The following is a 23,410-nucleotide window of genomic DNA, read 5'->3' as shown; positions in this document are numbered from 1 at the left end:
AGACGGTAGGTTCACCGCCAGCCGCTACCGCCTGATCTTGGTGGTTCCTTAATGGGTGACGGTGGCCACCCGGCGTTGGCGTCCCCCGGCCGTGGGGTGTCCTGAACGCTGGCGGCGCGCGGCAGGGCGACGAACGGCCGCATCCGTTGCCGGCGTCGCCGGGCCAGGCGGATCTGGCCGGCGGACAGGCCCAGGGCGGTGGCACCGAGCAGCCCGAGGGCGAACGGGTAGTCGATCGGCGCCTGCCAGCCCAGCGACCCGGCGTGATACTGCAGGAAGCCGTCGCCGAGCGCGAAGGCCAGCACGGCGCAGCCGAGGGCGCTGCGGGGATCGGCTGCGCGCTCGGCGACGACGGCGACGGCGACGGCGAGCACCGCCAGCCGGGGACCGATCGAGTGCACGACCGCCGCGTCGAGGCAGGTGATCATCGAAAGGACGACGGCGCCGGCGAACAGCATGATGGCCCAGCCGCCGTCATCGGCGTCAGCCACGGCGTCGGGACTGCTAGGCCTGGTCGTGGGGTGGTGGTCCCTGGTGGTCACGGCCCCCAGCGAAGTCGATGTCGGGGGCGCACCGACGATTCCTAACGGATCCTTGACTGCCGCTGCCGGCGATTTTCACGGGTCTTTAACGCCGCCCGATACAGACAGGCCGCCCGGTCAGGGCTCGAAGCGGTACCCCATGCCCGGCTCGGTGACCAGGTGTCGAGGGTGGGCCGGGTCGGTTTCGAGCTTGCCGCGTAGCTGGGCCAGATACACCCGCAGATAGTTGACCTCTGTTTCGCACGCGGGGCCCCACACCTCGCGCAGCAGCTGCCGGTGGGTGACCAGCTTGCCGGCGTGGCGCACCAGCACCTCCAGCAGGTGCCACTCGGTCGGGGTCAGCCGGACTGTCGCGCCGTCGCGTTCGACCCGCTTGGCGGCCAGGTCGATGGTCAACGTCTCGGTGCGGACGACCGGTTCATTGCCTCCGGCGACGGCGCGGCGCAGCGCGGCGCGGATGCGGGCGAGCAGCTCCTCGATGCCGAACGGCTTGGTGACGTAGTCGTCGGCGCCGGCATCCAGAGCGTTGACCTTTGCCTGTTCGGTGTGCCGGGCCGACAGCACGATGACCGGTACGCTCGACCAGCCCCGAATGCCGGCCACCACCTCGACGCCGTCCATGTCGGGCAGGCCGAGGTCGACGATGACCAGGTCGGGCCGGTGCCGGCCGGCCAGCGCCAGGCCGGTGGCGCCGTCCGGGGCGAGCAGGACCTGGTAATCGCGGGCGGTGAGGTTGACCCGCAGGGCGCGTAGCAGCTGTCGGTCGTCGTCGACGATGAGGACGCTGGTCATGCGATTGGCAGCTCGATGGTCATGGTGAGGCCCCCACCGGGGGTCTGTGCAGGGCACAGCCGGCCGCCCATCGCGTCGGTGAAGCCCCGGGCGATCGCGAGTCCTAGGCCGAGGCGCCCCTCAGTGGAATGGTCGTCGAGGCGCTGGAACGGCGCGAAGACCCGGTCGCGGTCGGCGGCGGGAATACCCGGGCCGTGATCGATGACGGCCAGGCTGGCCGTACCGTCGTGGGCGGTGGCGCGCAGCAGCACGACGCCGTCCGGCGTGGCGCGGACGGCGTTGTCGACGAGGTTGGCGATGACGCGTTCCAGAAGACCGGGGTCGGCGTTGACCCGGGGCAGGTCGTCGGGCACCTCAATTTCCAGGCGGCTGGTGTCGAAGCCGAGAGCGGCGCGGGCGACGACCTCGTCGAGGGCGACCGGGCGCGGCTGGGCCGACAGCACCCCGGCCTGCAGCCGGCTGAGCGCGAGCAGGTTCTCGATCAGGTCGTCGAGCTGGTCGGCCGACTCCACGATCGTGGCGACCAGCTCGTCGCGGTCGGCGTCGGTGAACCGAACATCCGGGCTGTACAGGCTGGACGCGGCTGCCTTGATCGACGCGAGCGGGGTACGCAGGTCGTGACCGACCGCGCGCAGGATCGCGGTCCGCAGCCGGTCGACCTCGGCCAACTGCCGGGCCTGCGCCGCCTGGGTCGCCAGCCGCTGCGCCTCGAGGGTACGGGCGGCACCGGCCGCCAGCCGAGCCAGCAACGCGCGGTCCTCGCCGATCGTTTCCGGCGATTCGGCAACCAACTGCAGGTTGTCACCGGCGTCGACGCGTAACGTCGGCGGCCCGGTGAACGGCGGACCGGCGTGCGCGACCGGCTCGTCGCCTTCCCACAGCGCCAGAGCGGTGAACCCGAACGTGGCCCGCAGCCGCTCCAGCAACCGCTGCAGCGAGTGCTCGGCGACGGGCTCGGCGGTGATGCGGGCCAGCAGCCGGGCCTCCAGGCCACTGCGCACCGCCGCCGCGCGCTGGGCGGCGGCGACGTTGACCAGCACGCTGACGGTCACCGCGACGAGCACGTACACGACCAGTGCGGTGAGGTTTGCGCGATGCTCCACCGCCAGCGTGTGGTAGGGCGGGATGAAAAACCAGTTGAGCAGGGCGTCGCTGGCCACCGCGGCGACGATGCCGGGCCAGGTACCGCCGAGCACGGCGACGATGACCACCGCGACCAGGTAGACCAGCACGATGCTGGGCAGGGTCACGCCAGCGCTGTCCCACAGCCGCAACCCGCCGACGGTGATACCGGTCAGCAGCACCACCGCAGCCAGCAGGCCCCAACCGGGCCACGGACGCCAGGTGGCGCCATCGGGCAGTTGGTCGTCCCGGCGCGCTGTGCTATCGGCCAACCAGGTCATGCTCACCTCACGTACGCCAGAGGCCGGCCGCGGTCGGGTTCGTCCTGGCACAGCACCTCGCGAGTCAGGAGTGCGATCTCACCGTCACTGGAGATCAGGTAAAGCACCGGATTGTCCTCGACCCAGCTGAAGTAGATGCCCGGTAGCCCGCCGGTGGTGTCGCGAGCGGTAACAGCAGCGCGGCGGTGGAGAAGTAGTCCAAGCCGGTCGGGCACCATCATCTGCCGCCAAGATCGCTGATGTTCTCCGGACGTCGCGTGCGGGCCGGCCGCCTGCCCCTTCGCATCCGCGAAACCCGTCAACAGCCAGTGACGCAGCCCGACGCTCCACTCGTCCAGCGCCTGGCTCATCACGTCCCCCTCCCGCGCACGGCCGCCTCGTCACCGGGCGATGCTACGGAGCGCGACAGGCCGCGAGGCGGTTCTTGACGTGTTCTTGATGCCACCCACTGATCGTCCCACTGACGGCCACGTGCGAATTCCCAGCTCAAGCGTGACAGAAGACATTTGATAGCAGACCCCCGGCCGCGTTCGACCGATCTTCAACTGCCGAGCACACGACCCGCCATTTGCGACCGCGAAATCGGGGCTCAGAAACGAAAAAACTGCAGGCCACCGGCCTGCGGTCACGTTTGGCGCTGCTCATTAGGAAACCGTTGCTCTATCCCCTGACTACGAGGGCGACGGGCACTAGGGTACCCGCCAGCGACGATCGGCGTGCGTCAGGGACGCTCACCGCCGATCAGGAGCTGCGACGCCGACCGGCGATCGCACGCCGATTACACGGATCGTCGTGATCTTGCTCGACGATCACTGGCGCGCACTGGCGCGCACGGTAGCTCACCGACTATTGCTGACACATCGCTCGCGCGCGCGAAGATCATCAATATCTTCAAGGCGACATGGATAGTCGACGGGCGTTGGTCCAGTGGCGCCAGGGTTCAGCACAGCCCGGTCACGGCCCTATGGTCGGCGACGAGGCGGGCCCGAGTTCGGCCGCGACCTCGGCGGAGCGGGTGGCGACGGCGCTGTACTCGATGGCCTCGTCGGGAGCGACGTGGACGTGGTCCAGTTGGCGGTGGCCGAAGGAGGCGGTATTGCCAGAGGCGGCAACGCTGCCGTAGGAAATCTTGGTGGCCGGGTCGAGCCCGATCGCCGGTACCCCTAGCGGGTCGTGTGGCAGGTCGAGCGCCGTCAACGCGTCGAGTGTGCCGGTGACCTGCCCGACCAGGTGGCCGACGTCCAGCAGTGCACCGATGGGACCGCGAGGAAGCGGCGCCCACGCCGATCGCTGGCCGGAGCGGGTTACGGCGAGCCCCTTCTCGTTGTTCCAGCCGCCGCTGGATTTGCGGGCGACGGTGGAGTCGGCGTACGAGTCCAGCGCCTCGAGCCAGGTGAAGATGCCAGTCCCACGGCCATGGTCGGGCAACTGCTCCTTGAGATCGCTCAACTCGTTGACCTGCAGGCGGGCGCCATTCCCTGGGAACGCGAGGTGCACCTCGACCACCTCGGCACCCCGCTGGCCGAACATCGTCCCGTCAAGGTCGCGGCGCCACGATAGGGCGATCGGCGGTGCCGGGCTCTGCCATCGCAGTCTCCCGGGGGCGCCTTGCCGGACGGACTGGCGGGCGCGGGAAACGGGATGGCGGGCGCCGGCCCGGTGGCCGAGATCGTCGACGCCGGGGAACGGCGGCGGCGTGGTGGGTTTGTTGCGCTCACGGCGGACCAGTGCGACGCTGCCTGTGGGGTGTAGGGATCGCCCAAACAGGACAGGCGCGGCTGCGGGTGTACCGCTAGCCGCGCCTGGACTGCTCGGCTCCGAGCTGGACCTTCTTGACCAGGTCCAGCTCGGAGCCGCATGGTGCCTGTTGGATTCGCTACAGCTCAGCGTCGCTGACTCGTCTGCGCCGAACGATGACGAGCAGCGCACCGCCGAACAGCAGCAGTGCCACTCCGATCGTCATGATCATTGAGGAGGCGGTGCCGGTGAGCGCCAGCTTGGATGACCCGGCTGCGGGAATCGTAGCGACCGTCGCCAGTGATGGCTGGCTGTCACCCACGGCGTTGGTCGCGGCAACCGTGAAGCCGTAGGCGGTACCGCTGTCCAGGCCCGTGATCGTGCAGCTCGTCGCGGACCCGCTCGCCGTGCAGGTCTTTCCGCCCGGCTGCGCGGTCACCGTGTAACCGATGATCGGAGACCCGTTGTCTGACGGCGCCGTCCAGCTCACTACCGCCTGACCGGCGGTCGCCTTCACGGTCGGTTTACCGACCTGCCCGGGCAGGCCTACCGCTGCGGACGGCTTACTGCTGCCCTTCGCGTTGGTCGCGCTGACCGTGAAGGTGTACGCGGTACCGTTGTCCAAGCCGGTGATCGTGCACGTCATCGTCGGCGCGTTGACCGTACAGGTCTTCCCACCCGGCTGCGCGGTCACCGTGTAACCGATGATCGGAGACCCGCCGTCGGACGGTGCCGTCCAACTCACCACCGCCTGACCATCACCCATCTGCACGGTCGGCGTGCCCACCTGTCCCGGCACGCCAAGCGGGACGACGGAGCTCGACGCCGGGGACGGGCCGCTGGTGCCCTTCGCGTTGGTCGCGACGACCGTGAAGGTGTACGCGGTCCCGTTGTCTAGCCCCGTGACCGTGCAGGTCGTCGCCGGCGCGTTGACCGTACACGTCTTTCCGCCCGGCTGTGCGGTGACCGTGTACTTCGTGATCGGAGATCCGTTGTCGGAGGGCGGCGTCCAGCTGACGACCGCCTGACCATCACCACCCTGGACCGTCGGCTTCCCCGGAGCGTACGGAGCGCCCGTGCAGACCGGGTCGGATGGTGATTCCCAGGCAAACGACAACTTGATGCCGGCCGGGTTGAGCGTCGGGCTGGTCATCGACAGAGCGAACAGGGGCCGCATTCCGGTCGATGACAGGTCGAGCCCGGACAGGTTAAGCGTGCCTTGCGCGTTTACTGCCAGGCTACTGCCGCCCGGGACGGCGACCCCGTTCGCCCGGGTGATGTCGAACTTAGCTGCCTGGTAGCCACCAGGGGCGGGGTCGACGACCGTCACACTCTTCCAGGCGGTCGGCGTGCACTGGCCCTGAGGGATGATCATGTCCGTGGACACGCGGATCGTGTTACCGCAGGAGCCGCCGGTATAGGCGTCGAAGTTCTGGATCTGAGAAGCCCCGTTGTCAGCGTTCGTCCACAGGCAACCGATCCGCACCGGATCGGGTTGGACGGTGTAGACCAGGTTGGCGTTCTGGATGTTCTTGGGGAAGTTCTGGCACCCCGCGCCGGTGGCGAAGTCGTAGCACGAAATCGAGTTGGTGCCGCCGTTGGCCACGTAGATCCGGGTGCCGAAGGTGGTGCTGTTCTCCCAGGAACCTCCGCTACCCAGTGCCGAATTCAGCGCCGCCGGCGTCGCAACCGACCCACCGGTCAGGCTCCAGCACGGCGCGGCACCTTGAACCGGAAGGCAGATTCCGGTCGGGTCGCCGTTAGCGTCGAGCATCGGGAAGGGTTGCGCGGTGTTCGCCGCTGCGGTGGTCTGCGGCCAGGTCCCGGCACAGATGGCCTTGGTGGCCGGGTCGAAGCAGTTGACCGCGTACGCGGACGTGGTCTGGTAGTAGGCGAAGACCTTGCCGGCGATCCCCACCGTCCAGTCGAACGACGATGCCGACGTGGAATCCCGACCAATCGCGTACGGCTGGCCGGCGCACGCCGCCTTGGTGACCTGGTCGAAGCAGAGCAACTTGTTGCCCGCACCGGTCGTGGTCCCCGAGGCGTTCAGCGCGTACATCTTCTGCCCGACGATGGCCTGACCATCGACGCTCGAACCGAAGCCCAAGACTGCTTCGCCGGCACCGGTGAGCGCGGTGAACCCACAGTACGGGTTCGACGCCGAGGTGGTGATGTCCACACAGAGCACACCCCCGGTGTTATCGGTCATGCGCTGTGCCCAGCCGTAGAACCGGCCGGCCGCTGTGTCCACCCAACCGGTGGAATGGCCCGGCGTGGCAAAACCCTCGCTGGACGGCCCGGTCACGGTCTTCGGCCACGGGGAGGTACCGCCTACCGTATCGCAGTGGGTGCCATCGCTCTGGCTGTGGCAGTCAATCTTGAAGCTGGCCGCGTTGTGATGGAAGACGTTGAATACCCGGTCCTGGTAGAACTGGACGTCCCAGCCGTCACCGGTCGCGGCACCGGCGAACGTCGTACTCGGCGGCGCCGGGACCGTCACCTCCTTCGTGACCAACGTCGACGCGGCAGATGCTGGACCACTCGGCAGGACAACGAGCCCTGCGCCGGCCACCGAAATGACCAGCGCGGACAACATCACCCTTAATGCGACGCCCCTTCTGACAAGGGCTCGCCGGTAATGGCGCGTCCCCCGCAATTCACTTCTCAACAGATACTCCGGTTCTACAGAACGCACTACCTACAGAACGTGCGACGAGCAGCAAGACAACAGCCGCAAAGCGGCTTGTCATCCACATTTATCAGTTTCAATTCTTTAAAGGCAGCCCTACGCATGCGGTCGACGCATTACCCTGTTGTGGCCGCGCCACAATTCGCCCACCAGCCGGGCGCACCACCGCCTTTGCCCCCGGGGCCGGTTCCTTACCGAAAGCCAGCCCCTCAAGATCCCGCCAGACGACCAGGCGCTCGGGGAAGAAACGCCGGTACCACGGAGTCGGCACACGCCCAGTTCCCGCAGCCTGGTGGGCGAACGCCGGTCGCCGGGACGGAAACGGCGCGTCACATCCCGAGTTCAAATGATCGGCGGGGGGCGAAATAGCGGAGCGCCAATACCGCCAATTCGATCAACGTAGGGATGTCGGCCGTGCCGACCGGCTTGACAGTTGGCCACCGGGAGCCGCGCTTCGCGACGTGGGTACCGGATCGGGACTGCGGGCCAGCGGTAGGCGTGGACCGAGCGCCAAGCGGCGCCGACGCCGGCCAGTGAGGCATTCGCGTCTGCGGCGAGGCGGACACCAGTGTCCGTCGTGGCCAGGCGCTGGGCGGCGCGCCCGTCAACGGCAGACAGTGGCAGTGGCCCGCCCAGCGCTCGACTACTACCGGGAATCACGGCAAAACGGTACCGTCCGGGCATAACGGTGATCCATCAGCAAGGTGTCGGGTGTTTCGGACCCGTTGGCCGACATTTGTCGGACGCGGATGTCAGGTGACGCTCAGCCGGCGGAGCCCTCCCGCAGCAGCCGGGCGAGTTGGAGGGAGATCAGCGCCCGCAGCCGCCCCGCCTGCGTCGCCAGCGGAAAGCCCAGCATCCGCTCGATGCGCTTGAGTCGGTAGTCCACTGACGAGTGATGCAGGTACAGGCGGGTCGCGGTCTTACGCAGCGATCCAGTCTCACAGTAGACATCGAGCACGGCCAGGTTAATGTAACCGTCACGCTCGGCCACCACACGGCCGAGCGCCTGGACGTCAGGATGGTCCTCCAGCATCGTGGTGGGGATCGCCGCGAGAAGTCGCAGCGCTCCGAGCTCCTCGGCGACGCCAACCCGGCCGGTGCCCTCGACACGGGCCAGTGCCAGCGACTGGCGTGCCACAAGGCAGCCGGCGGCGAGGTCGGCAACGGTCAACGGGTGGGCCACTCCAGCGTCCATCCACCATCCGCTCCACGAGCCCAGGGGGGCAGCGCGCAATGCGTCGACCACCGCCGCCGAATCGTCGACCACCACCACCGGTGTCTGCCCGAGCAGGCAGCCATGAGCCGGTACGCCGGCCGCGGCGTACGCCCCGAGCGCCCGCCCGAGCACGACCTCGGGGCTCGCGGCGGCGACCGGGCGTTCTCGGAATACCGTCACGCGGTACCGGCGATCCGGGTCGAGCCCTGCCTGGCGAGCGGCGATGGCCGCCTCTGCCGCAGTGAGTGTGGTCGTCAGCAGGCGCTCGAGCGCCTGTACCCGATCCGGTGGAACGAGCCGGGACCGCTCGTGCTCGCGCAACAGTCGGTTTGCAGCCGCCTTCGCCAGGCATTCCAGGGCCAGCGCATCCGGCACTCGCCACGGCCTCTCCCCGCGCACCGCCCAAGCCAGACCGAGCTGAGCGCCTGCATGCTCGACGCTCACAGCCAGGACGGCATCCGGCCCCACGTCGCCGTCGCCGTCGCCGTCAAGCGTCAACTCCGCAGCCCGGCGTCCCCGCAGTCCGGCATCTACCGCTGCCTTGGTGACTCGACCGACCTCGCCCGCGCCGACCGCTACGCGATCTCCTCCGCCGTCCACCAGGATCCGATTGGTCAAGTCATCGCGGAGGACGACGCGCGCGCCGGTAAGCGAGGTCACGAGGGTCACGAGATCCTCTAGCGCGGTGCCGCTGGCGACCTGCTCATCGAAGGCTTTGATGACGCGGAGAGATGCCCGCAGCTCATCGTCTTCAGGGCCAATCATGGCAAGCAGCCGTTCCACGGCCGGAATGTACCGAATATCGCAGCCCGTAACCCGATGTCCAAATCAACCATCCGGCCAAAGGTAAATGCCCGTTCTGCCTCCAAGGACCGCCGAGCACGAGGCCGGCTAGGCCCACCTGGTACCAACGCCATCGAGTCGCTCAACGCCCGCTACCGGCGCGCGGTGCGCGCCCGCGGGCACTTCCCGACCGAGCAGGCCGCGCTGAAGTGCCTGTATCTAGCCACCCGCGCCCTCGACCCGACCGGACGCGGCCGGGCCAAGTGGGCGGTCCGCTGGAAGCCCGCCCTCAACGCCTTCGCGATCACCTTCGAAGGCCGTATCGTTCCGAGTACCACCAATTGAGAGCGCTGGATTAGTTACACCGAAGATCGGACAGTCCCCAACAGGGTGTTGCACCTGTACCGCGTCCCGGCGGGTCCGTGCTGCAGGTCGCCGCAGCCCGGCCCTCGTTCAGGAGCACGCGGCCGGCTCGCGCGTGTCACCGCACGCCCGGCTCGGCGTGGTCGCCGCCCGAGGGTTGCGCAGCCGCCTCGGCGGCGGCGTCCTCGAGTTGGGTGATGCGCCTGCGGGCCATATCGAGCTGATCTTCGGCGCGTACCACCCGGCAGGCCGCAGCGAGGGTCATACCTTCGTCAACCAGCTCGCGGGCCCGGCCCGCCAGCTCCAGCTGGTGACGGGAGTAGCGCCGGTGCCCGCCGCCGGAGCGGTGCGGCGTGAGCAGTCCCGCCTCGCCGAGACCGCGCAGAAAGCTGGGCGTGACACCGAGTATCTCGGCGGCGGCGCCCATGCTGTAGGCGGGGTGGTGCACGTCATCGAACTTGCCGGCCGACGCCGGCTTGGTGTCAGCCAAGTATCACCTTCCGCAACGCGATCAGGGGCCCCGGCGCGATATGGACAGCGCCGGGGCCCAACGGAGGTAAAACACCATCTATTGACTTCACAATGCGCTCATGACACGCCTCACCACGGAAGTGGCGGTGAAGCGGAGCGCTTGCGGGCGCCTTCCGCACGGTCAAGGACGCGGATACCGAATACTCAGTCGCGCCGACCGCAATGGTCGAGGCCGCACCGCTGCAATATCGATGTCTGACCTCCTTCCTCAAACCGATCTGATGCCCAAACTCGGCAGTGCTCATCTCCGGCGGTCCAGCCCCGACGATCAGGCCTTTCCGCCACCGGGCCAGCGACTCCGTCACATCGATGCGACAAAGCCAACGCTGCCGACCCGACGGGCCAACCGGCGCGCCTCTCGCGCGACCGGCTCCCGTGCGGCGTTCACCGTCGAACCCCTTCATCAACTCCAGATAAGCTAGCCGACTTGAGACATGATTTCTAGTCCAGTCAGGGCACATTTTCTGGGACGGCGGATGGAGCAGGACCCCGCCGCCTCGCCGGTACCCGAATGGGTGACGACCGGCCCGTACTCGGCACCGGCACCGGAGCCACCCGGCCGGCGCGTTCCCGCCGGCGTTCGGCGACCTGGCCCTGATGTCCGGCACGCGTCCACGCGGCGCTCGACGCACGCATGGGTGACTCGACCCGGCCGACTGGATCGCCTACGCGACCGCGACCCGGGTGCGGCCGGCCAGAGGTGCCCGTTGACACCAACCGGGTACCCACACCGGCGCAGTCCGCTGCCCGGTAGGGCCCCAACGTCGGCGCACGCGACAAGACGCGGCGGCGACTGCCGTACGGGAACCGTCACCTGACCCGAGGAACCTCGCCCTCGGCGTGCTCGACCGCGACCTGATCGGGCCCGTATCGATCGAGCCCGCCGACAATGCTGATCGCGACCAGCATGTCGGTCGGGCAGGTGCGCGCTACGCCGGGATGAGCAGACATCACATGCTTCGGCCGGTGGTACAGCGGCACCGGGGACACGCGCCGTGCGGCACATCGCCCAGACAGGCATCCGCGCGGCGTCGCGGGCAGGGCGCGGTCTGCCCGAATGCGTTCAACGCCGACCCGGTCGGGCGTCTGCCTCTCGTTCATGATCCATGGTTGCCCGATCACTCCCCACCGCGTTTCCAAGATCCTTGTGGTTAGCCTGTTCACACGCCGTGCTATACGGTCAGCCAGTGAGAATCGAGCGCCACTGGTGGAACGGAAACCGGAGTTCGCGGGGGCGTCGTGACGTCTACATCCGCACTGACGGCCAACGATGGGAAGTCGAGGCGCAGACCGGCGGCACCGCGGGCCGGTCGAAGGTACACCACTGTCCGAGTCGGTCGTCGGCGGAGATCCTCGCCGACGCATGGCTGGGTGGTCGTCCGGAGTGGCGGGAGCTGGTGCCCTGACGGCGACCGTCAGGAGCATTCCCGGCACACCTCCTGACCGTCTGCCTGCGCGACGAGCTGACTGCGGTGGTGGACCAGGAAGCAGCGGGTGCACCGGAATTCGTCTGGCTGCATCGGCACGACCGTCACGGTCAGTTCCTCGCCGGACAGGTCGGCGCCGGGCAACTCGAAGGTCTCGGCCGCCTCGGCCTCGTCGAGGTCGACTCTCGGTGACCCTTCCGCAGTGCTGCGCGCCTTGAGTTCCTCGAGTCCGTCGTCGTCAACCTCAACCGCGGGTCGGCGCGGTGAGTCGTAGTCGATGGGTTTGCTCATCTGTGGTGGCCTCTCCGCCTTGGTCCGTCGTGTACCGCGGCCGATTGGTCACCGCGCTGGAAGGGTAGCGGCCGCCGTCGGAGGGGAGTACGCCGCTCGCAGTGATCGCCGTCCCGACGGTGAAGGAATCGACACTCCCCCGGGCCGTGGCCGGTTCCGAAGGCACCAGGAGACGGCCACCCGGATCGGCCGTTGCCGTCTGGCGCCCTCCGGTAAAGGGGCGAACCGTCAGCGGTCAGAGTTGAGGCTCAGCGGGTGGCGGGTATTCGCCGCACACCCGCACGACCCCCAGGCCCGCTCCAGCCGGTAGATCGTCGACCTGGCCCGAGACCGCGGACTGATCGTGTACCCCACGGATTCGTGTTTCACCTTGGGATACCGAATGGCGGGCGGTCCGGCCGCCGGCGCCAGCCTGGCCGAGCGCTTCGAGCACCGGTGGCGACCGCCGTCGACCGGCGTGGCGGCACCGCTGGTGGATGACGACGCGGTGGTTAGGCCATCCTGGCGACGTAGACCGTGTTGGTTGCCCGGCGCTGCTGCAGCGGGTTGTGGAAGCTGACGACGTGTGCCTGTGGGGCGGCGAATACCTCCGCGAGCCCGGCGGTGAAGTCCTCGTCGGGCGGATCGTTCGACCAGAGAGCGAAGACTCCACCGGGATGCAGGTGGTCGGTGAGACCACGCAGGCCCTGCGGTGTGTAGAACGCGGCGTGGCTAGGGTGCAGGAGGTGACGCGGGGTGTGGTCGATGTCCACCAGGACGACGTGGAATCGCCGCCCCGGCTCGTCGCGGTCGAATCCCTCAGCGCTGTTGGACATGGCGAAGAAGTCGCCCTGGATGAGGCGGGTTCGCGGGTCCGACGTCAGATCGGCGGCGAACGGCAGCAGCCCCTGTCGGTGCCACTTGATCACCTCGTCGAGGGCTTCCACCACGGCCAGCGAGCGCACGCGCGGGTCCGCCAGCACCGTCCGGGCTGTGTAGCCGAGGCCAAGGCCACCGACCACGACGTCGAGGTCAGTTCCTACCGCGTCGGCCAGGCCAAGTCGGGCGAGCTCGACCTCGGCCACGGTGAACAGACTGGACATGAGGAACTCGTCGTCGAGCTTGACCTCGTACACCTCGACCTTGAGCGACGGATCGAGTCGTCGCCGCAGACTGATGGCGCCCATCGGTGTCTCGCGCCAGGCAAGTTCCGCGAATCGCGGGGCCATTCGGTACATCCTTTCCACACCGTGAGGCGGGCGACGTTGCAGAACGCGGGCCCGCCACGGACGCGGCAGAGCGCAGTACGCGGACGCCGCTTCGGCTCCGCGAACCCGCAGACGTCAAAGCCCTGAAGTGGGCGCCGCCGACACAGGACCGGTCCATCGGACACCGGTGCGGTGACGGACGGACCGAGGCCCGGTCGGTCAGCGGCCCACCTCGGCCTGGTACCGGTCGACGACCTTCTGCTTGATGCGTCCCCGGTCGGACACCACGATTCCCTTACCCTGTGCCCATTCACGGATGGCCCGACTCTGGTAACGATCCACAATGGCCGGTCCACGTCCTCGAGACGCAGCGGCGCGGACCGCCCCGCCACCCGCGCGGCCGACCTTCGACCCGGCCTCGACGTAACGGGCCAGTGCTTCCCGCATTTTCACGGCATTCTTCTTCGACAGATCAATCTCGTACTGAATGCCGTCAACGGCAAATGCAACGGTCTCGTCCGCTTCTCCGCCGTCGATGTCATCGACCAGCATATGGATCGTCCGCTTAGCCATCAGGGTCGTTCCTTCCCGCAATCGGGGAACATCAGCCGGCAGTCGTAAGCCACGCAAAAATATGGCGAACACGGTCTGCGATGCAAGCAGCTCCGGATTGCTCTTTCCAATGGCCCGTCAGTATTCTCTGGCGCCTTCGTAACCGGCAAAGTCGCGTCAACCGCATCGCAGCCGAACTATCAGCAACTCAAAAGCTCCGAATAGCATCGATCCCCACACCCAAAAGAGTGCGGGGATCGAGCACCGCCCGATACTGCCAGGTCGACCGCCCCGGCACCCGGGTCGCTCACCGGTGCCGCTCGACCATCCCGGCGAACACGCCGAGACCCTGCGGCAGCCCGATCTTAAGTCAGATGACGCGGACGTTCTCCGCCTGCGGACCCTTCTGGCCCTGCGTGACGTCGAACTCGACCCGCTGGTTCTCCTCCAGCGAACGGAAACCGCCGGACTGAATAGCGGAGAAGTGAACGAACACGTCGTCACCGCCCCCATCCTGGGCGATGAAACCGAAACCCTTGTCGCCGTTGAACCACTTGACAGTGCCCTGAGCCACTACAACTCCTTGATACGGCGCGAAAACCTGCGAACGCAGATCCGCGGCCATCTTGGTCACGCGAGTCCCATCACCCAACCCCACTGACGGCATCAATAAACCATGCGACCCGTCAAGCGGCTCAGATACGGTGACCCACCGACCCCCAAAAACAAACTTCACTCACGCTAGCAGAAACCCGACGACTTTCACAGCCAAGCCGCACCGCCACCGCCGGCCAACAACGACTCACCGCCCGCCACGCTCGACCTTCCAGCCGGCGCGCCAGATAGCCGGTAGGGCTCCAGAACCCTCTGTGCGCGGCGGCCGAGCAGACACTGAGACGCACCGTCCGTAGTGAGGTCGCCGACCGCTTCTCGCTCGTGGAGGTCCCCGAGTCCGCGGTCACCGACGTGATCGCCGCCCTGCGCGCAAGCACGATCAAGGGCAAGAAGGCGACGGTACGTCGGGAGCGCGGCGGGGCCCGCTAGCGGCATCTCCCGCCACTGTGGTCGACCACCCAGCCACTCACCGGCGCGTCACCGACCGGACTCGCCGGGTCGTAGCTGCCGTCCGGCCCGGCGTGCGCACGGGCCGGCGCGCTGCGGACACCATCGGGCCTTGTACCGTAGGTGGGTGGACCTTGAGGACGTACGTTCCCTGAAGGAAGGCGACCTTGAGAGCCGGGAGGAGAACGTCAACCTCCTCCTGCAACGCGCCGAGCACGACGACGCGTCGGCGATCGCGACGTTGCGTACGGTCGTACGGGACTACCGCGACTTCCACCGGTCCATCTACTGCCGGGCGCTCAACAGGATCGAGGTCTTCGGCGACAGTGACCTGGAAGAGCCGCTGCTCGCCGCGCTCGCCGACACCCGGTACAACTGCCAGGCGTGGGCGGCCACCGGCTGCACAGTGCTTGGCATCCGCGCAGCGGTGCCCGCCCTGCTTGACCTCGTCGATCACTCCCAGTGGATCGTGCGGGAGCGGGCCATTGTCGGGCTGGGTGTGCTCGGCGACGAGACGGTGGTCGGAGTGCTGGCGCCGTTGCTGCACGACCCGACCGACTGGGTGCGACACCGAGCCGCTGACGCGCTCGCCACGATCGGTGGCGACGAGGCCCTCGCCGCGCTGTGGGCCGAGTTCACCCATCGCCGCTACGAGCGGATCGGCTACATCGCCAGCGCGTTGGCGCAGTTCGCGCCCGGCGTCATCCCCCGGCTGATCGACGCGGCCACGTCGACCGACGCCGACCAGCGCTACTGGGCCGCGACCGCGCTGGGCTCCACCGGTGACGAGCGAGCCGTCCCGACCTTGACCCGCCTGGCCGCGGAGGACCAGGGGACCACGGTGTTCGACGGCTGGGTCAGTGTCTCGGCCAAGAAGGGCCTGCGGACCCTGCGCCGCATTCGGGCCGCCGTCGCCGCGCGCGGTGAGCCGACCGGTCAAACCCCGCCCCGCACCTCCAGGTGACGATCCGCGCCACGGCGATCACCAGGCGCAGCGCAGCACATCTCCGGGACGAGCCCGATGTCGGTACACGCCTTGCGCTGCGCCTGCCCCAAAGAACCCGAACCGGGGTACATGCGCGTCGTCGGCGGGTGTCGCCGGCTGGGCCCATGACCGGCAACAACAAGAGGAACCGCAGGTCACGGTACGACGGTGCGAGCAACGCAGCGGGGTTCAACGCGATTCAACGCGATTCAACGCGCCCCGCTGCGCTCACGCCGCTCCCCCGCCGCCGTCACCGCGGACACCGGGCGCCGTGTGCCGGCGAAGGGACCACCAACGGATCAGCCGCTTCGGCGGTTACCCCACTGGCGCTGGCTCTGGACCGAGCCTCGGCCGCCGGGGCGCTGACTCTTTCCGTACGGTTGAGGCGAGGCAACCTTGCCCTTCGCGCGTCGGGCAGCCCGATTTGCGTAGATGGCAGGCTCGTCGGTCTCGGTCTCGGTCTCGGTGGTGGTCGGCGTGTTGACATCCTCGGCGTGGGCGTCTTGAGCGGGCTCAGGCTCCGGCATCGGTATCTCCCTGATTCGTCGGGTGCCCTGCGGACCATCGCCAGCCGGCGGGCGCAGACTGCTCGACGCCGGTGCGGGCGCTTTGACGGTACCGCAGAGCCGAGCCCTTCCGATCAACGGTCCGTGGGCCCAGCTCGGGTGGCGACCGCCAGTAGACCGGTGGCAGCCGATACGCGACCGAGAACTACGCCTGTGACTACCCGACTGATCTTCAACTGACGAAGGGACGGACGTCAACGCACATCCCGGGGCGTCGGCGGACTGCTTTCGCACGTCAGCACCCACACAGCTGCAGCCCACATCAATAGAGCTCTCAGTCCAGTGCCGGCCTGACGGCGCGTCCGACTGATCTTCAACTGCCGAGCGCACGGCCCGCCGTTTGCGACCCCGAAATCGAGGGGGTGTGGCAGACCGAGCCGCAGCCAGGCCAGGGTGCACAGCAGGCGGTCGCGCAGGGTCAGGGTTTCGGGATGCCCGGCGCCCGGCCAGCGCTGGCGGTCTCGCCCGCCCCTTCGGGGGTGCAGCCGTCCCTCTCGGGCGGTGTGAAACGGTTCGGCCAGTTCGGCGACGAGCCGGTCGAGGTGGTTGCGCGAGATCCCGGTAAAGACAGAATGAGACAGGGCCGCACGGGCCTTCTTGATCGACACAATCAGTAGACCGTGCGGCCCGCCACAACCTCGATCAAGCCGACACGTTGGGTGGTATCAACCCACGCTTATTGATCCCCAGGTCGTAATCCGCGGCTGCCGGGGTACAACCGGGACGTGCTGGTGGTCGTGGACGCCGCGAACGTGGTCGGATCGGTGCCGGACGGCTGGTGGCGCGACCCTGCCGGCGCCACCGAGCGGCTGCGCGACGCTCTCGCCGCCGCCGGGCCCCGCGCCGTACCGGGCGCCAGCGACGACGCCGAACTCGTTCTCGTCGTCGAGGGTCCCGCCCGCGGCGTGAAACCCGTTCCCGGGGTACGGGTCGTCGCCGCCAAGGGCGAAGGCGACGACGCCGTCGTCGAACTCCTCGAGCGGGAGGGCACCGGAAACGACATCGTCGTCACCGCTGATCGCGGTCTGCGGGCACGGGTGGAAGCGCTCGGCGCGCGCGTGGTCGGTCCCCGCTCGCTGCGCCTTCCCCGGTACTGGCGAAGCCGCCGCGTGCCTCGCGCCCGCTACTGGCGGCACGCCCGCCCGCCACGTGCCCGGTACCGGCGACCCCGCCGCTTGCCGCGGGTTCGTCGCCAGCGCCCGCGGACATGATCCGCACCCTCCGGGCCCGAGCCCGTCGCCCGGGTTCGGCACCCGGGATCGCCGGACCGTCGGCCGCGGCCGACGACGCGAGGCGGGAGTCACCGCATGAATCCGACCGAGGCAGGTAGCGATCTCGATGGGTGGGTGACCTCCGATCTGCCTGTGACAGGACGGTGATGACACATGGCGGTCACGTTGAACGAGCGCGGATACCGGCACGCCCGCGAGCTGATCGAGGACGGGCGGTACGTGCTCGACGACCGGGACGCGTGGAGCGAGCATCAGCCTTCCACGAAGCAGGAGAACGACTTCATCGCCGCGCACGGAATCGGCGAGTACGCGAAATGGCACCTGGGCATCGACGACGAGGAGCCCCCGGACCGCAAGGCGCGGTACAAGTTCCCGTACGGCGACTTCGACAAGGTCCACCGGTGCGGTGTGCTGTCGGCCGAGGTGCGCGCCGGCCAGCGCAAGTACAACGACATCGAGACGGCAGCGGCTCACCTGCACGGGATGCTGGACGCCCTGCGGCAGGTGCAGAACCCCTGACCGGCGGTCACGGGTTACCGGTCCGCGGCGGGGCGCGGCAGGCCGGGCCTGCGCCACTTCGGCGTAGGCCCGCGGTGATTTGCCTCCGCTTTCGTGGGTAGTCGGGCCGGTGGCTGAAGCCGACCGAGCCCACCAGCATCCAGCGGAGGAGTTGCCAGATGTGGAGGCCGGAGCCGAGCGACGCCGACCTGCCGGTGCGGATCGCGGAGGCCGGGCTTGATCGGGACGTGCTGCTGGCCGCGTACCGGCGGATGTGCCTGATCCGGGTCTTCGAGGAGGCGGTCCGCTCCCGGTACTGGATCGGCAAGACGTCCACCTTCAACATGGCGGCCGAGCCGATCCGCGGTGAGCTGCACCTCGCCATAGGTCACGAGGCGGTCGCCGTCGGGGTATGCGCGCTGCTCGGCGACGCGGACGCGGTGGTCAGCACCCATCGGGCGCACCACCACGCGCTCGCCAAGGGCGTCGACCCCGGGCGCCTGGCCGCCGAGATGTTCGGCAAGGCCACCGGCCTGTGCCGGGGCAAGGGCGGCGAGATGCACCTGTTCGCCAGGAACAAGCGCTTCCTCAACAGCGGGATCGTCGGCGCTTCCTACCCGCAGGCCGCCGGTGCCGCGTTCAGCTTCCAGCGGCAGGGAAACCGGAACCTGGCGGTCGCGTTCTCCGGTGAGGGGGCCGCGAACCACGGCACCTTCTCCGAGACGCTCAACGCGGCCGCCCTGTGGCAACTGCCGCTGGTGATCGTGATCGAGGACAACCTGTACGCGGACGCGACACCGAAGTGGGCCGCGCAGGCCGTGAACCAGCAGTTCCAGCGCGCCCAGAGCCACAACGTCCCGGCGTACCTGGTCGACGGCATGGACGTCATCGATGTCCACGCCGCGGCCAGACGGGCCGTCGACCGGGCTCGTGACGGCTACGGCCCGACCGTGATCGAGGCTGTCTGCTACCGCTACCGCGGACACTTCGAGGGCGATCCCGAAAACTACCGGACCCGCGAAGAGGTGGAGCTCTGGCAGCGGCTCGACCCGATCCCGCGGCTGGCCGACCGGCTGCGGCGGCTCGGCTGGGCCGACGACGCGACCCTGACCGGGCTGCGCGAGGCCGCCGCGCACGACGCCGTACAGGCGGTCAGGTTCGCCGAGGACAGCCCGCCGCCGGAGCCGGTGGAGGCACTCGCGGGGGTGTTCGCGTGAGAATGCTCAGCGGGATCGCGCCCGCCATCTCGGAAGCCATCGACCAGGAGATGGCCGGCAACCCGAACGTCGTGGTGCTGGGCGAGGACGTCACCTACTGGGGCGCCGTCTTCGGGTTCACCGCCGGGCTGTTCCAGAAGTACGGCCGGGAACGGGTGATCGACACCCCGATCACCGAGCAGACCTTCATGGGCATGGCGGTCGGTGCCGCCGCGACCGGCCTGCGCCCGGTGGTGTCGCTGATGTTCGTCGACTTCCTCGGCACCTGCTTCGACCAGATCTACAACCACATGGCCAAGAACCACTACATGTCAGGCGGCCAGTTCCCGATGCCGGTGACGATCGTGACCGCCGTCGGCGGCGGCTACGGCGACGCCGGCCAGCACTCGGAACTGCTCTACGGGCTCTTCGGGAACGTTCCCGGCATCAAGGTGGTCGTGCCCGCCACCGCCCATGACGCCAAAGGGCTGACCGCGACGGCGCTGGCCGACCCCAACCCGGTCGTCATCTTCGGGCACAAGCTGTTGACCGGCCACCCGGGCGTCCCCTTCGAGGGCGAGGAGGAGGACGTCCCGAAAGACCCGTACACCATCCCGTTCGGCCAGGCGGCGGTGCGCCGCGAAGGCACCGACCTGACCATCATCGCCACGGCGCTGATGGTCCGGCGTAGCCTCCAGGCGGCCGCACGCCTCGCGGAGCACGGGATCTCAGCCGAGGTCATCGACGTGCGCACCCTGGTGCCACTCGACATCGACACGCTTGTCGCCTCGGCCCGCAGGACCGGCCGGGTGCTGCTGGTGGACGAGGACTACCGGAGCTTCGGCACGACCGGCGAACTCGCCTTCCGGATCCAGGCCGGCGCCTTCGACAGGCTCCGGGCCCCGATCCACCGGGTGGCCGTACCCGACGTGCCGATCCCCTTCGCCGAGCCGCTGGAGCAGGCGGTGATCCCGAGCGTCACCCGGATCGTCGACGCGGCCCGGGCCCTGACGGGCGTGCCGGCCACGGCCCGCTGACGGCTTCGCGCCGGCTCCGTCCGCGACTCCCGCGGCCGGGTCGTCACCCGTCGCCGCGGCGGGCGCGAGCGCGTCGCTTGCCCTCGTGCATCGCCTGCACCCGGGCGTGTGGGTGCCATAAAGTCGGTCACCTCACGCAGCCTGCGAGTATTCGCCGATCAAGCCACCGAGACGGTGGCGCCTCACTACCCGCCTACCGGCCGGGGCGACCGGCGTTCGGGCCGGCCCGAACGCCGGTGCCTGTCCAAGTGAGCGGTGTGGACGGTGCGCGTTGTAATGATCGACGTACTCGGTCATCACCGACTGTAGGTGGCGATGCCCGAAGATCAGCATCCGGTCAAGCAGCTCCCGGCGTACCGTGCCGACCCAGCGCTCCGCGTACGCATTGGCCCGCGGTGCCCGCACCGGTGTCTTGAGGACCTGAATGCCCGCATCGGACCTCGGTGTGACCAACGCCCTCGCGATGCTCCGACTGCTGCCCATGAGCGACCGTGCCAAGGACGCGGAGATCCTGGCCCTCCGACACCAGATCACAATCCTTGAACGGCAACTGCACGGCGAAAAGGTACGGATCACCCCCACCGACCGGGCCCTTCTCGCCGCACTACTGCACCGGCTGCCCCGCCACGTTCTGCGCCAGATCAGGTTGCTCGTGCGCCCCGAGACGGTGCTTCGCAGGCATCGCAATCTGGTCGCCCACCGTCACAGGTGATCTCGCGCCCCAAACGTGCCGGACGGCCACCCGCGGTCCGCTCGATCCGGACGCTGGTGCTACGTCTCGCCCGCGAGAAAAGCTCGTGGGGCTACCGGAGAGTCCACGGTGAACTGCTCGTCCTGGACATCAAGGTCGCCGCCTCGACCGTCTGGGAAATCCTCCACAAGGCCGGGATCGACCCGGCGCCGCAGCGGACCTCCGAGAGCTGGTCGGCGTTTCTACACTCACAAGCCCAGGCCACCATCGCCGCTGACTTCTTCGAAACCGTCACCTTGACCGGGACCAAGCTGTACGTCCTCGCCGTCATCGAGCACGCCACGCGCCGCATCCGCATCCTCGGCGCCACCGCCCACCCGAGCGGCCCCCCGGGGTATCAACCAGACCGGAAAAGCTCTTTAAGAGGTCAGGCCGCGATCGACGAAGCCGATCAGCCACTCGAAGCTCTCGTCGACGTCGGTGTCCATCTCGAAGCCGCCGGCAGCCTCGAGCACCGCGAAGCCGTGGAACAGGCTCCGCAGCAGTCGCAGTGCGTGCACCGTGTCGGCCGGATCGAGCTTGTATCCGGCCAGCACCGCCGACAGGGAGTCGAGCACCCGCGCTCCCGCCGCCACGACCGGATCGTCCGGCGAGTCAGCATTGAGGCGGATCGTGGCGGCGTACCGTCCCGGATGCTCGACCACGTAGGCCCGCATCGTGCGCGCCGCGGCCGCCAGCGCGTCCCGCCCGGAACGCCCCTGGAGCGCGTCCCGCAGCACGTCGCCCAGCTCGGTGAGGGCCAGCACGGCGATCCGCCGGTTGAGGTCGGCCTGGCTGCTGACGTGCTTGTAGAGCGACGGCGCGCGCACCCCGAGCCGCTCGGCCAGCAGGCCCATCGTCACGTTGGCGAGCCCGACCTCGTCGGCGAGCCCGGCGGCGGCAGCGACCACGGCCGCCGGGTCGAGTCCGGCCCTAGGCACGGGCGTACGCCTTGAGGAACGGCAGCACCAGCGCCACGGTCTCGTCGGGGAACTGGGTGTGCGGGTAGTGGCCCGCGCCCTCGATCACCTCGACCTTGCCGATCCTGGCCGGCATCGCCGCCACGATCGCCTCGCCCTCGGCGCGCGGGTCGGCCCAGTCGGGGTCAAGAGAGCCCTCGACGATCAGCGCGGGGCAGCGGACGTTGCCGAGCTGCGCCCCGGCGTCGGCCGGCGCGGACTGGCCCATGCGCTGCATCGCCTTCATCCGGCCGGGCTCGCCGAGCATGGCCGCCATGCGCCGCAGCTGCTCGGCCCAGTCGTCCGGCTTGCGTCCCGGGAAGGCGACGTCGAGGTATCTGTGCCACCACTTCACACTGCCCAGGATGCCGGTCAGCAGCAGCCGGGTCATGCCGGTGCGATAGCGCTTCACCCGCAGGTCGCCCAGCCGGATCGACTGCTTGCGGGTGAACGGCCCGAGCTCGATGATGCCCTCGATCAGCTCGGGCGCCTGAGCCGCGGCGATGGTGACCGCGCCGCCCGAGATCGAGTGCCCCACCAGCACGGCCGGGCCGCCGAGGTGCCGCACCAGCGCGATCAGGTCACCCGCGATGTCGGTGCGGGTGTAGGACGGCCACTGGGCGCTCGATTCGCCGCAGCCGCGCAGGTCGACGGCGGCCACGCGATAGCCGGCCGCGACCAGCTGGGGCACGACGAAGCGGTAGGACGCGCGACTGTCGCCCATGCCGTGCGCCAGGACGGCCAGCGGACCGGCGCCGGTGACCTCGTAGGCGATCGTGCCGCCGTCGACGGTGAGGAACTCGGACATGACAACCTCCAGGTTTAGCTAATGTCGTTAGCTAAAAGCTAACAGCATTAGCCATACCCGTCAAGGTGTGGGTGCCAGATAGTCGGTCGCCCTACGCGGCGCACTCCCACAGGATGCGCACCGAGGGTAACTCTCGGTTACCCGGGTAGCGCGGCCCGCATGACCGAGGGGAAGTCCATACCGGGTAACCAGACCCCAGCACTCCCGACCTGAGCGAGACCGAGCTGCGTCGCATGCATATGGAGCAGCTGCGCGAGAAGGCCCGGCAGGAGGGTGTGCGGGGCGCCAACCAGTTGCGCAAGGACGACCCGGTCAGAGCGATCAGCGCCCGGCCGCGGCTTGGCATCACATCGAGCAGTACGCGAACAACCCGATCGAGGCTGATCACAGCAGGCTCAAACACCGGCTACGCCCGATGCGCGGCCTACGAACTGACCACACCATGCAGACGGTCATCGCCGGACACGCCTTCATGCAGAACCTTCGCCGCGGCCACTACGAACTCGGACTCGACGCTCCACCCGCCTTGCGGGTCGCCGCCGCATTCACCGAACTCGCCCACGCAATCTGACCTTGGGCCAAACCGAGGTTCAACACGTCCGCTGATCAGACAATGCAACGGCGCCGTTCACCTTCGTCCAGAATCTGCGCCGCGGACACTACGAACTCGGCCTCGATGCCCAGCCCGGCATGTGCTTGGCTGCGGCGTTCGACGAACTCGCCCAAGCGTTCTGACCGCAGACGCCCGAACGGGTTCAACACGTCTGTCGATCTAACAACGCAACAGCGCCGGTCTACGAGCCTGTGGCGTCCGACGT

Annotated in this window: 25 protein-coding genes and 4 pseudogenes; 11 read left to right on the top strand and 18 right to left on the bottom strand. The window is 68.7% G+C overall.

Going from position 1 to position 23,410, the window contains the following annotated elements:
- Window positions 1–11 precede the first annotated feature (11 nt).
- From HC031_RS09845 to HC031_RS09815, 7 genes are all read right to left on the bottom strand, one after another.
- Window positions 12–491, bottom strand: a complete 480-nt coding sequence (locus HC031_RS09845; RefSeq protein ID WP_167924923.1) for a hypothetical protein — start codon at window positions 489–491, stop codon at window positions 12–14.
- Window positions 492–659: 168 nt separating this feature from the next.
- The gene (locus HC031_RS09840) at window positions 660–1,334 is read right to left on the bottom strand and encodes a response regulator (RefSeq protein WP_167924922.1); all 675 of its coding nucleotides are present in this window, start codon (window positions 1,332–1,334) and stop codon (window positions 660–662) included.
- On the bottom strand, window positions 1,331–2,728 hold the full coding sequence (locus tag HC031_RS09835; RefSeq protein WP_167924921.1) for a sensor histidine kinase: 1,398 nt from the start codon (window positions 2,726–2,728) through the stop codon (window positions 1,331–1,333). Before HC031_RS09835 ends, HC031_RS09840 begins: the two co-directional genes overlap by 4 nt.
- A gap of 11 nt (window positions 2,729–2,739) precedes the next feature.
- Entirely contained in the window at window positions 2,740–3,087 is a 348-nt protein-coding gene (locus HC031_RS09830) for a hypothetical protein (RefSeq protein ID WP_167924920.1), read from the bottom strand.
- 604 nt (window positions 3,088–3,691) lie between these two features.
- Window positions 3,692–4,267, bottom strand: coding sequence for a hypothetical protein (locus HC031_RS09825; protein WP_167924919.1), 576 nt, complete (start codon window positions 4,265–4,267; stop codon window positions 3,692–3,694).
- Between the two features lie 346 nt (window positions 4,268–4,613).
- The gene (locus HC031_RS34320; protein ID WP_205862540.1) at window positions 4,614–7,172 is read right to left on the bottom strand and encodes a fibronectin type III domain-containing protein; all 2,559 of its coding nucleotides are present in this window, start codon (window positions 7,170–7,172) and stop codon (window positions 4,614–4,616) included.
- Between the two features lie 757 nt (window positions 7,173–7,929).
- Window positions 7,930–9,168, bottom strand: coding sequence for a helix-turn-helix domain-containing protein (locus HC031_RS09815; protein ID WP_167924918.1), 1,239 nt, complete (start codon window positions 9,166–9,168; stop codon window positions 7,930–7,932).
- Between the two features lie 123 nt (window positions 9,169–9,291).
- On the opposite strand from HC031_RS09815, the pseudogene HC031_RS09810 reads away from it, so the two are divergent.
- Window positions 9,292–9,513, top strand: a pseudogene (locus HC031_RS09810) (transposase); the annotation flags it as partial.
- A 136-nt stretch (window positions 9,514–9,649) separates the two neighbouring features.
- Here the strand turns inward: HC031_RS09810 and HC031_RS09805 are convergent.
- Together HC031_RS09805 and HC031_RS09800 are read right to left on the bottom strand one after the other, a co-directional pair.
- Window positions 9,650–10,021, bottom strand: coding sequence for a helix-turn-helix domain-containing protein (locus HC031_RS09805; protein WP_240942335.1), 372 nt, complete (start codon window positions 10,019–10,021; stop codon window positions 9,650–9,652).
- Window positions 10,022–10,872: 851 nt separating this feature from the next.
- Window positions 10,873–11,163, bottom strand: coding sequence for a hypothetical protein (locus tag HC031_RS09800; protein ID WP_167924917.1), 291 nt, complete (start codon window positions 11,161–11,163; stop codon window positions 10,873–10,875).
- Between the two features lie 86 nt (window positions 11,164–11,249).
- On the opposite strand from HC031_RS09800, the gene HC031_RS09795 reads away from it, so the two are divergent.
- Entirely contained in the window at window positions 11,250–11,468 is a 219-nt protein-coding gene (locus tag HC031_RS09795; protein ID WP_167924916.1) for a hypothetical protein, read from the top strand.
- A 9-nt stretch (window positions 11,469–11,477) separates the two neighbouring features.
- On the opposite strand, the gene HC031_RS09790 is transcribed toward HC031_RS09795, so the two are convergent.
- The 4 genes from HC031_RS09790 to HC031_RS09775 all read right to left on the bottom strand — a co-directional run bounded on the left by HC031_RS09790 (window position 11,478) and on the right by HC031_RS09775 (window position 14,093).
- Window positions 11,478–11,780 (bottom strand): DUF4193 domain-containing protein, encoded by a 303-nt coding sequence (locus HC031_RS09790; protein WP_167924915.1) that lies wholly within the window; start codon window positions 11,778–11,780, stop codon window positions 11,478–11,480.
- Between the two features lie 491 nt (window positions 11,781–12,271).
- Window positions 12,272–12,988: a polyamine aminopropyltransferase gene (locus HC031_RS09785; protein WP_167924914.1), complete on the bottom strand. Its 717-nt coding sequence runs from the start codon at window positions 12,986–12,988 to the stop codon at window positions 12,272–12,274.
- Between the two features lie 198 nt (window positions 12,989–13,186).
- Window positions 13,187–13,540, bottom strand: coding sequence for a histone-like nucleoid-structuring protein Lsr2 (locus HC031_RS09780; RefSeq protein ID WP_167924913.1), 354 nt, complete (start codon window positions 13,538–13,540; stop codon window positions 13,187–13,189).
- Window positions 13,541–13,889: 349 nt separating this feature from the next.
- Window positions 13,890–14,093 carry a cold-shock protein gene (locus HC031_RS09775; RefSeq protein WP_167925151.1) on the bottom strand — a complete coding sequence of 68 codons (204 nt, stop codon included), beginning with the start codon at window positions 14,091–14,093 and terminating at the stop codon, window positions 13,890–13,892.
- Between the two features lie 338 nt (window positions 14,094–14,431).
- Here HC031_RS09775 and HC031_RS09770 point away from each other — a divergent pair.
- Window positions 14,432–14,563, top strand: a pseudogene (locus HC031_RS09770) (DbpA RNA binding domain-containing protein); the annotation flags it as partial.
- Between the two features lie 145 nt (window positions 14,564–14,708).
- Entirely contained in the window at window positions 14,709–15,545 is an 837-nt protein-coding gene (locus tag HC031_RS09765; protein ID WP_167924912.1) for a HEAT repeat domain-containing protein, read from the top strand.
- Between the two features lie 781 nt (window positions 15,546–16,326).
- On the opposite strand, the gene HC031_RS09760 is transcribed toward HC031_RS09765, so the two are convergent.
- Window positions 16,327–16,740 (bottom strand): hypothetical protein, encoded by a 414-nt coding sequence (locus tag HC031_RS09760; protein WP_167924911.1) that lies wholly within the window; start codon window positions 16,738–16,740, stop codon window positions 16,327–16,329.
- Between the two features lie 96 nt (window positions 16,741–16,836).
- Here HC031_RS09760 and HC031_RS09755 point away from each other — a divergent pair.
- The 4 genes and pseudogenes from HC031_RS09755 to HC031_RS09740 form a co-directional block, all read left to right on the top strand.
- Window positions 16,837–17,211 (top strand): annotated as a pseudogene (locus HC031_RS09755) (PIN domain-containing protein); the annotation flags it as partial.
- Between the two features lie 306 nt (window positions 17,212–17,517).
- Entirely contained in the window at window positions 17,518–17,883 is a 366-nt protein-coding gene (locus HC031_RS09750) for a hypothetical protein (protein ID WP_167924910.1), read from the top strand.
- 158 nt (window positions 17,884–18,041) lie between these two features.
- The gene (locus HC031_RS09745; RefSeq protein ID WP_167924909.1) at window positions 18,042–19,079 is read left to right on the top strand and encodes a thiamine pyrophosphate-dependent dehydrogenase E1 component subunit alpha; all 1,038 of its coding nucleotides are present in this window, start codon (window positions 18,042–18,044) and stop codon (window positions 19,077–19,079) included.
- Between the two features lie 2 nt (window positions 19,080–19,081).
- Window positions 19,082–20,095, top strand: a complete 1,014-nt coding sequence (locus HC031_RS09740; protein ID WP_167925149.1) for an alpha-ketoacid dehydrogenase subunit beta — start codon at window positions 19,082–19,084, stop codon at window positions 20,093–20,095.
- A 132-nt stretch (window positions 20,096–20,227) separates the two neighbouring features.
- Here HC031_RS09740 and HC031_RS09735 read toward each other — a convergent pair whose 3' ends face one another.
- Complete coding sequence (locus HC031_RS09735) at window positions 20,228–20,578, bottom strand: transposase (protein WP_240942334.1); 351 nt, start codon at window positions 20,576–20,578, stop codon at window positions 20,228–20,230.
- On the opposite strand from HC031_RS09735, the gene HC031_RS09730 reads away from it, so the two are divergent.
- Complete coding sequence (locus HC031_RS09730; RefSeq protein ID WP_167924907.1) at window positions 20,520–20,807, top strand: hypothetical protein; 288 nt, start codon at window positions 20,520–20,522, stop codon at window positions 20,805–20,807. The two genes, HC031_RS09735 and HC031_RS09730, sit on opposite strands and share 59 nt — an antisense overlap.
- Window positions 20,808–21,205: 398 nt before the next feature.
- On the opposite strand, the gene HC031_RS34315 is transcribed toward HC031_RS09730, so the two are convergent.
- Window positions 21,206–21,766 (bottom strand): TetR-like C-terminal domain-containing protein, encoded by a 561-nt coding sequence (locus tag HC031_RS34315; protein ID WP_338090570.1) that lies wholly within the window; start codon window positions 21,764–21,766, stop codon window positions 21,206–21,208.
- Window positions 21,759–22,592 (bottom strand): alpha/beta fold hydrolase, encoded by an 834-nt coding sequence (locus tag HC031_RS09720; RefSeq protein ID WP_167924906.1) that lies wholly within the window; start codon window positions 22,590–22,592, stop codon window positions 21,759–21,761. Before HC031_RS09720 ends, HC031_RS34315 begins: the two co-directional genes overlap by 8 nt.
- A 233-nt stretch (window positions 22,593–22,825) precedes the next feature.
- Between HC031_RS09720 and HC031_RS34755 the strand changes: the two are divergent.
- Together HC031_RS34755 and HC031_RS09715 are read left to right on the top strand one after the other, a co-directional pair.
- Window positions 22,826–22,888: pseudogene (locus HC031_RS34755) on the top strand (hypothetical protein); the annotation flags it as partial.
- A 53-nt stretch (window positions 22,889–22,941) separates the two neighbouring features.
- Window positions 22,942–23,163, top strand: coding sequence for a DDE-type integrase/transposase/recombinase (locus tag HC031_RS09715; RefSeq protein WP_338090590.1), 222 nt, complete (start codon window positions 22,942–22,944; stop codon window positions 23,161–23,163).
- A 35-nt stretch (window positions 23,164–23,198) separates the two neighbouring features.
- Here the strand turns inward: HC031_RS09715 and HC031_RS34750 are convergent.
- A partial coding sequence (locus tag HC031_RS34750) for a hypothetical protein (RefSeq protein WP_205862601.1) occupies window positions 23,199–23,410 on the bottom strand: 212 nt, incomplete at its 5' end.

This window comes from Planosporangium thailandense, assembly GCF_011947195.1.
Classification (GTDB): Bacteria; Actinomycetota; Actinomycetes; order Mycobacteriales; family Micromonosporaceae; genus Planosporangium; species Planosporangium thailandense.
This window is presented reverse-complemented; position numbering and strand designations above follow the sequence as displayed.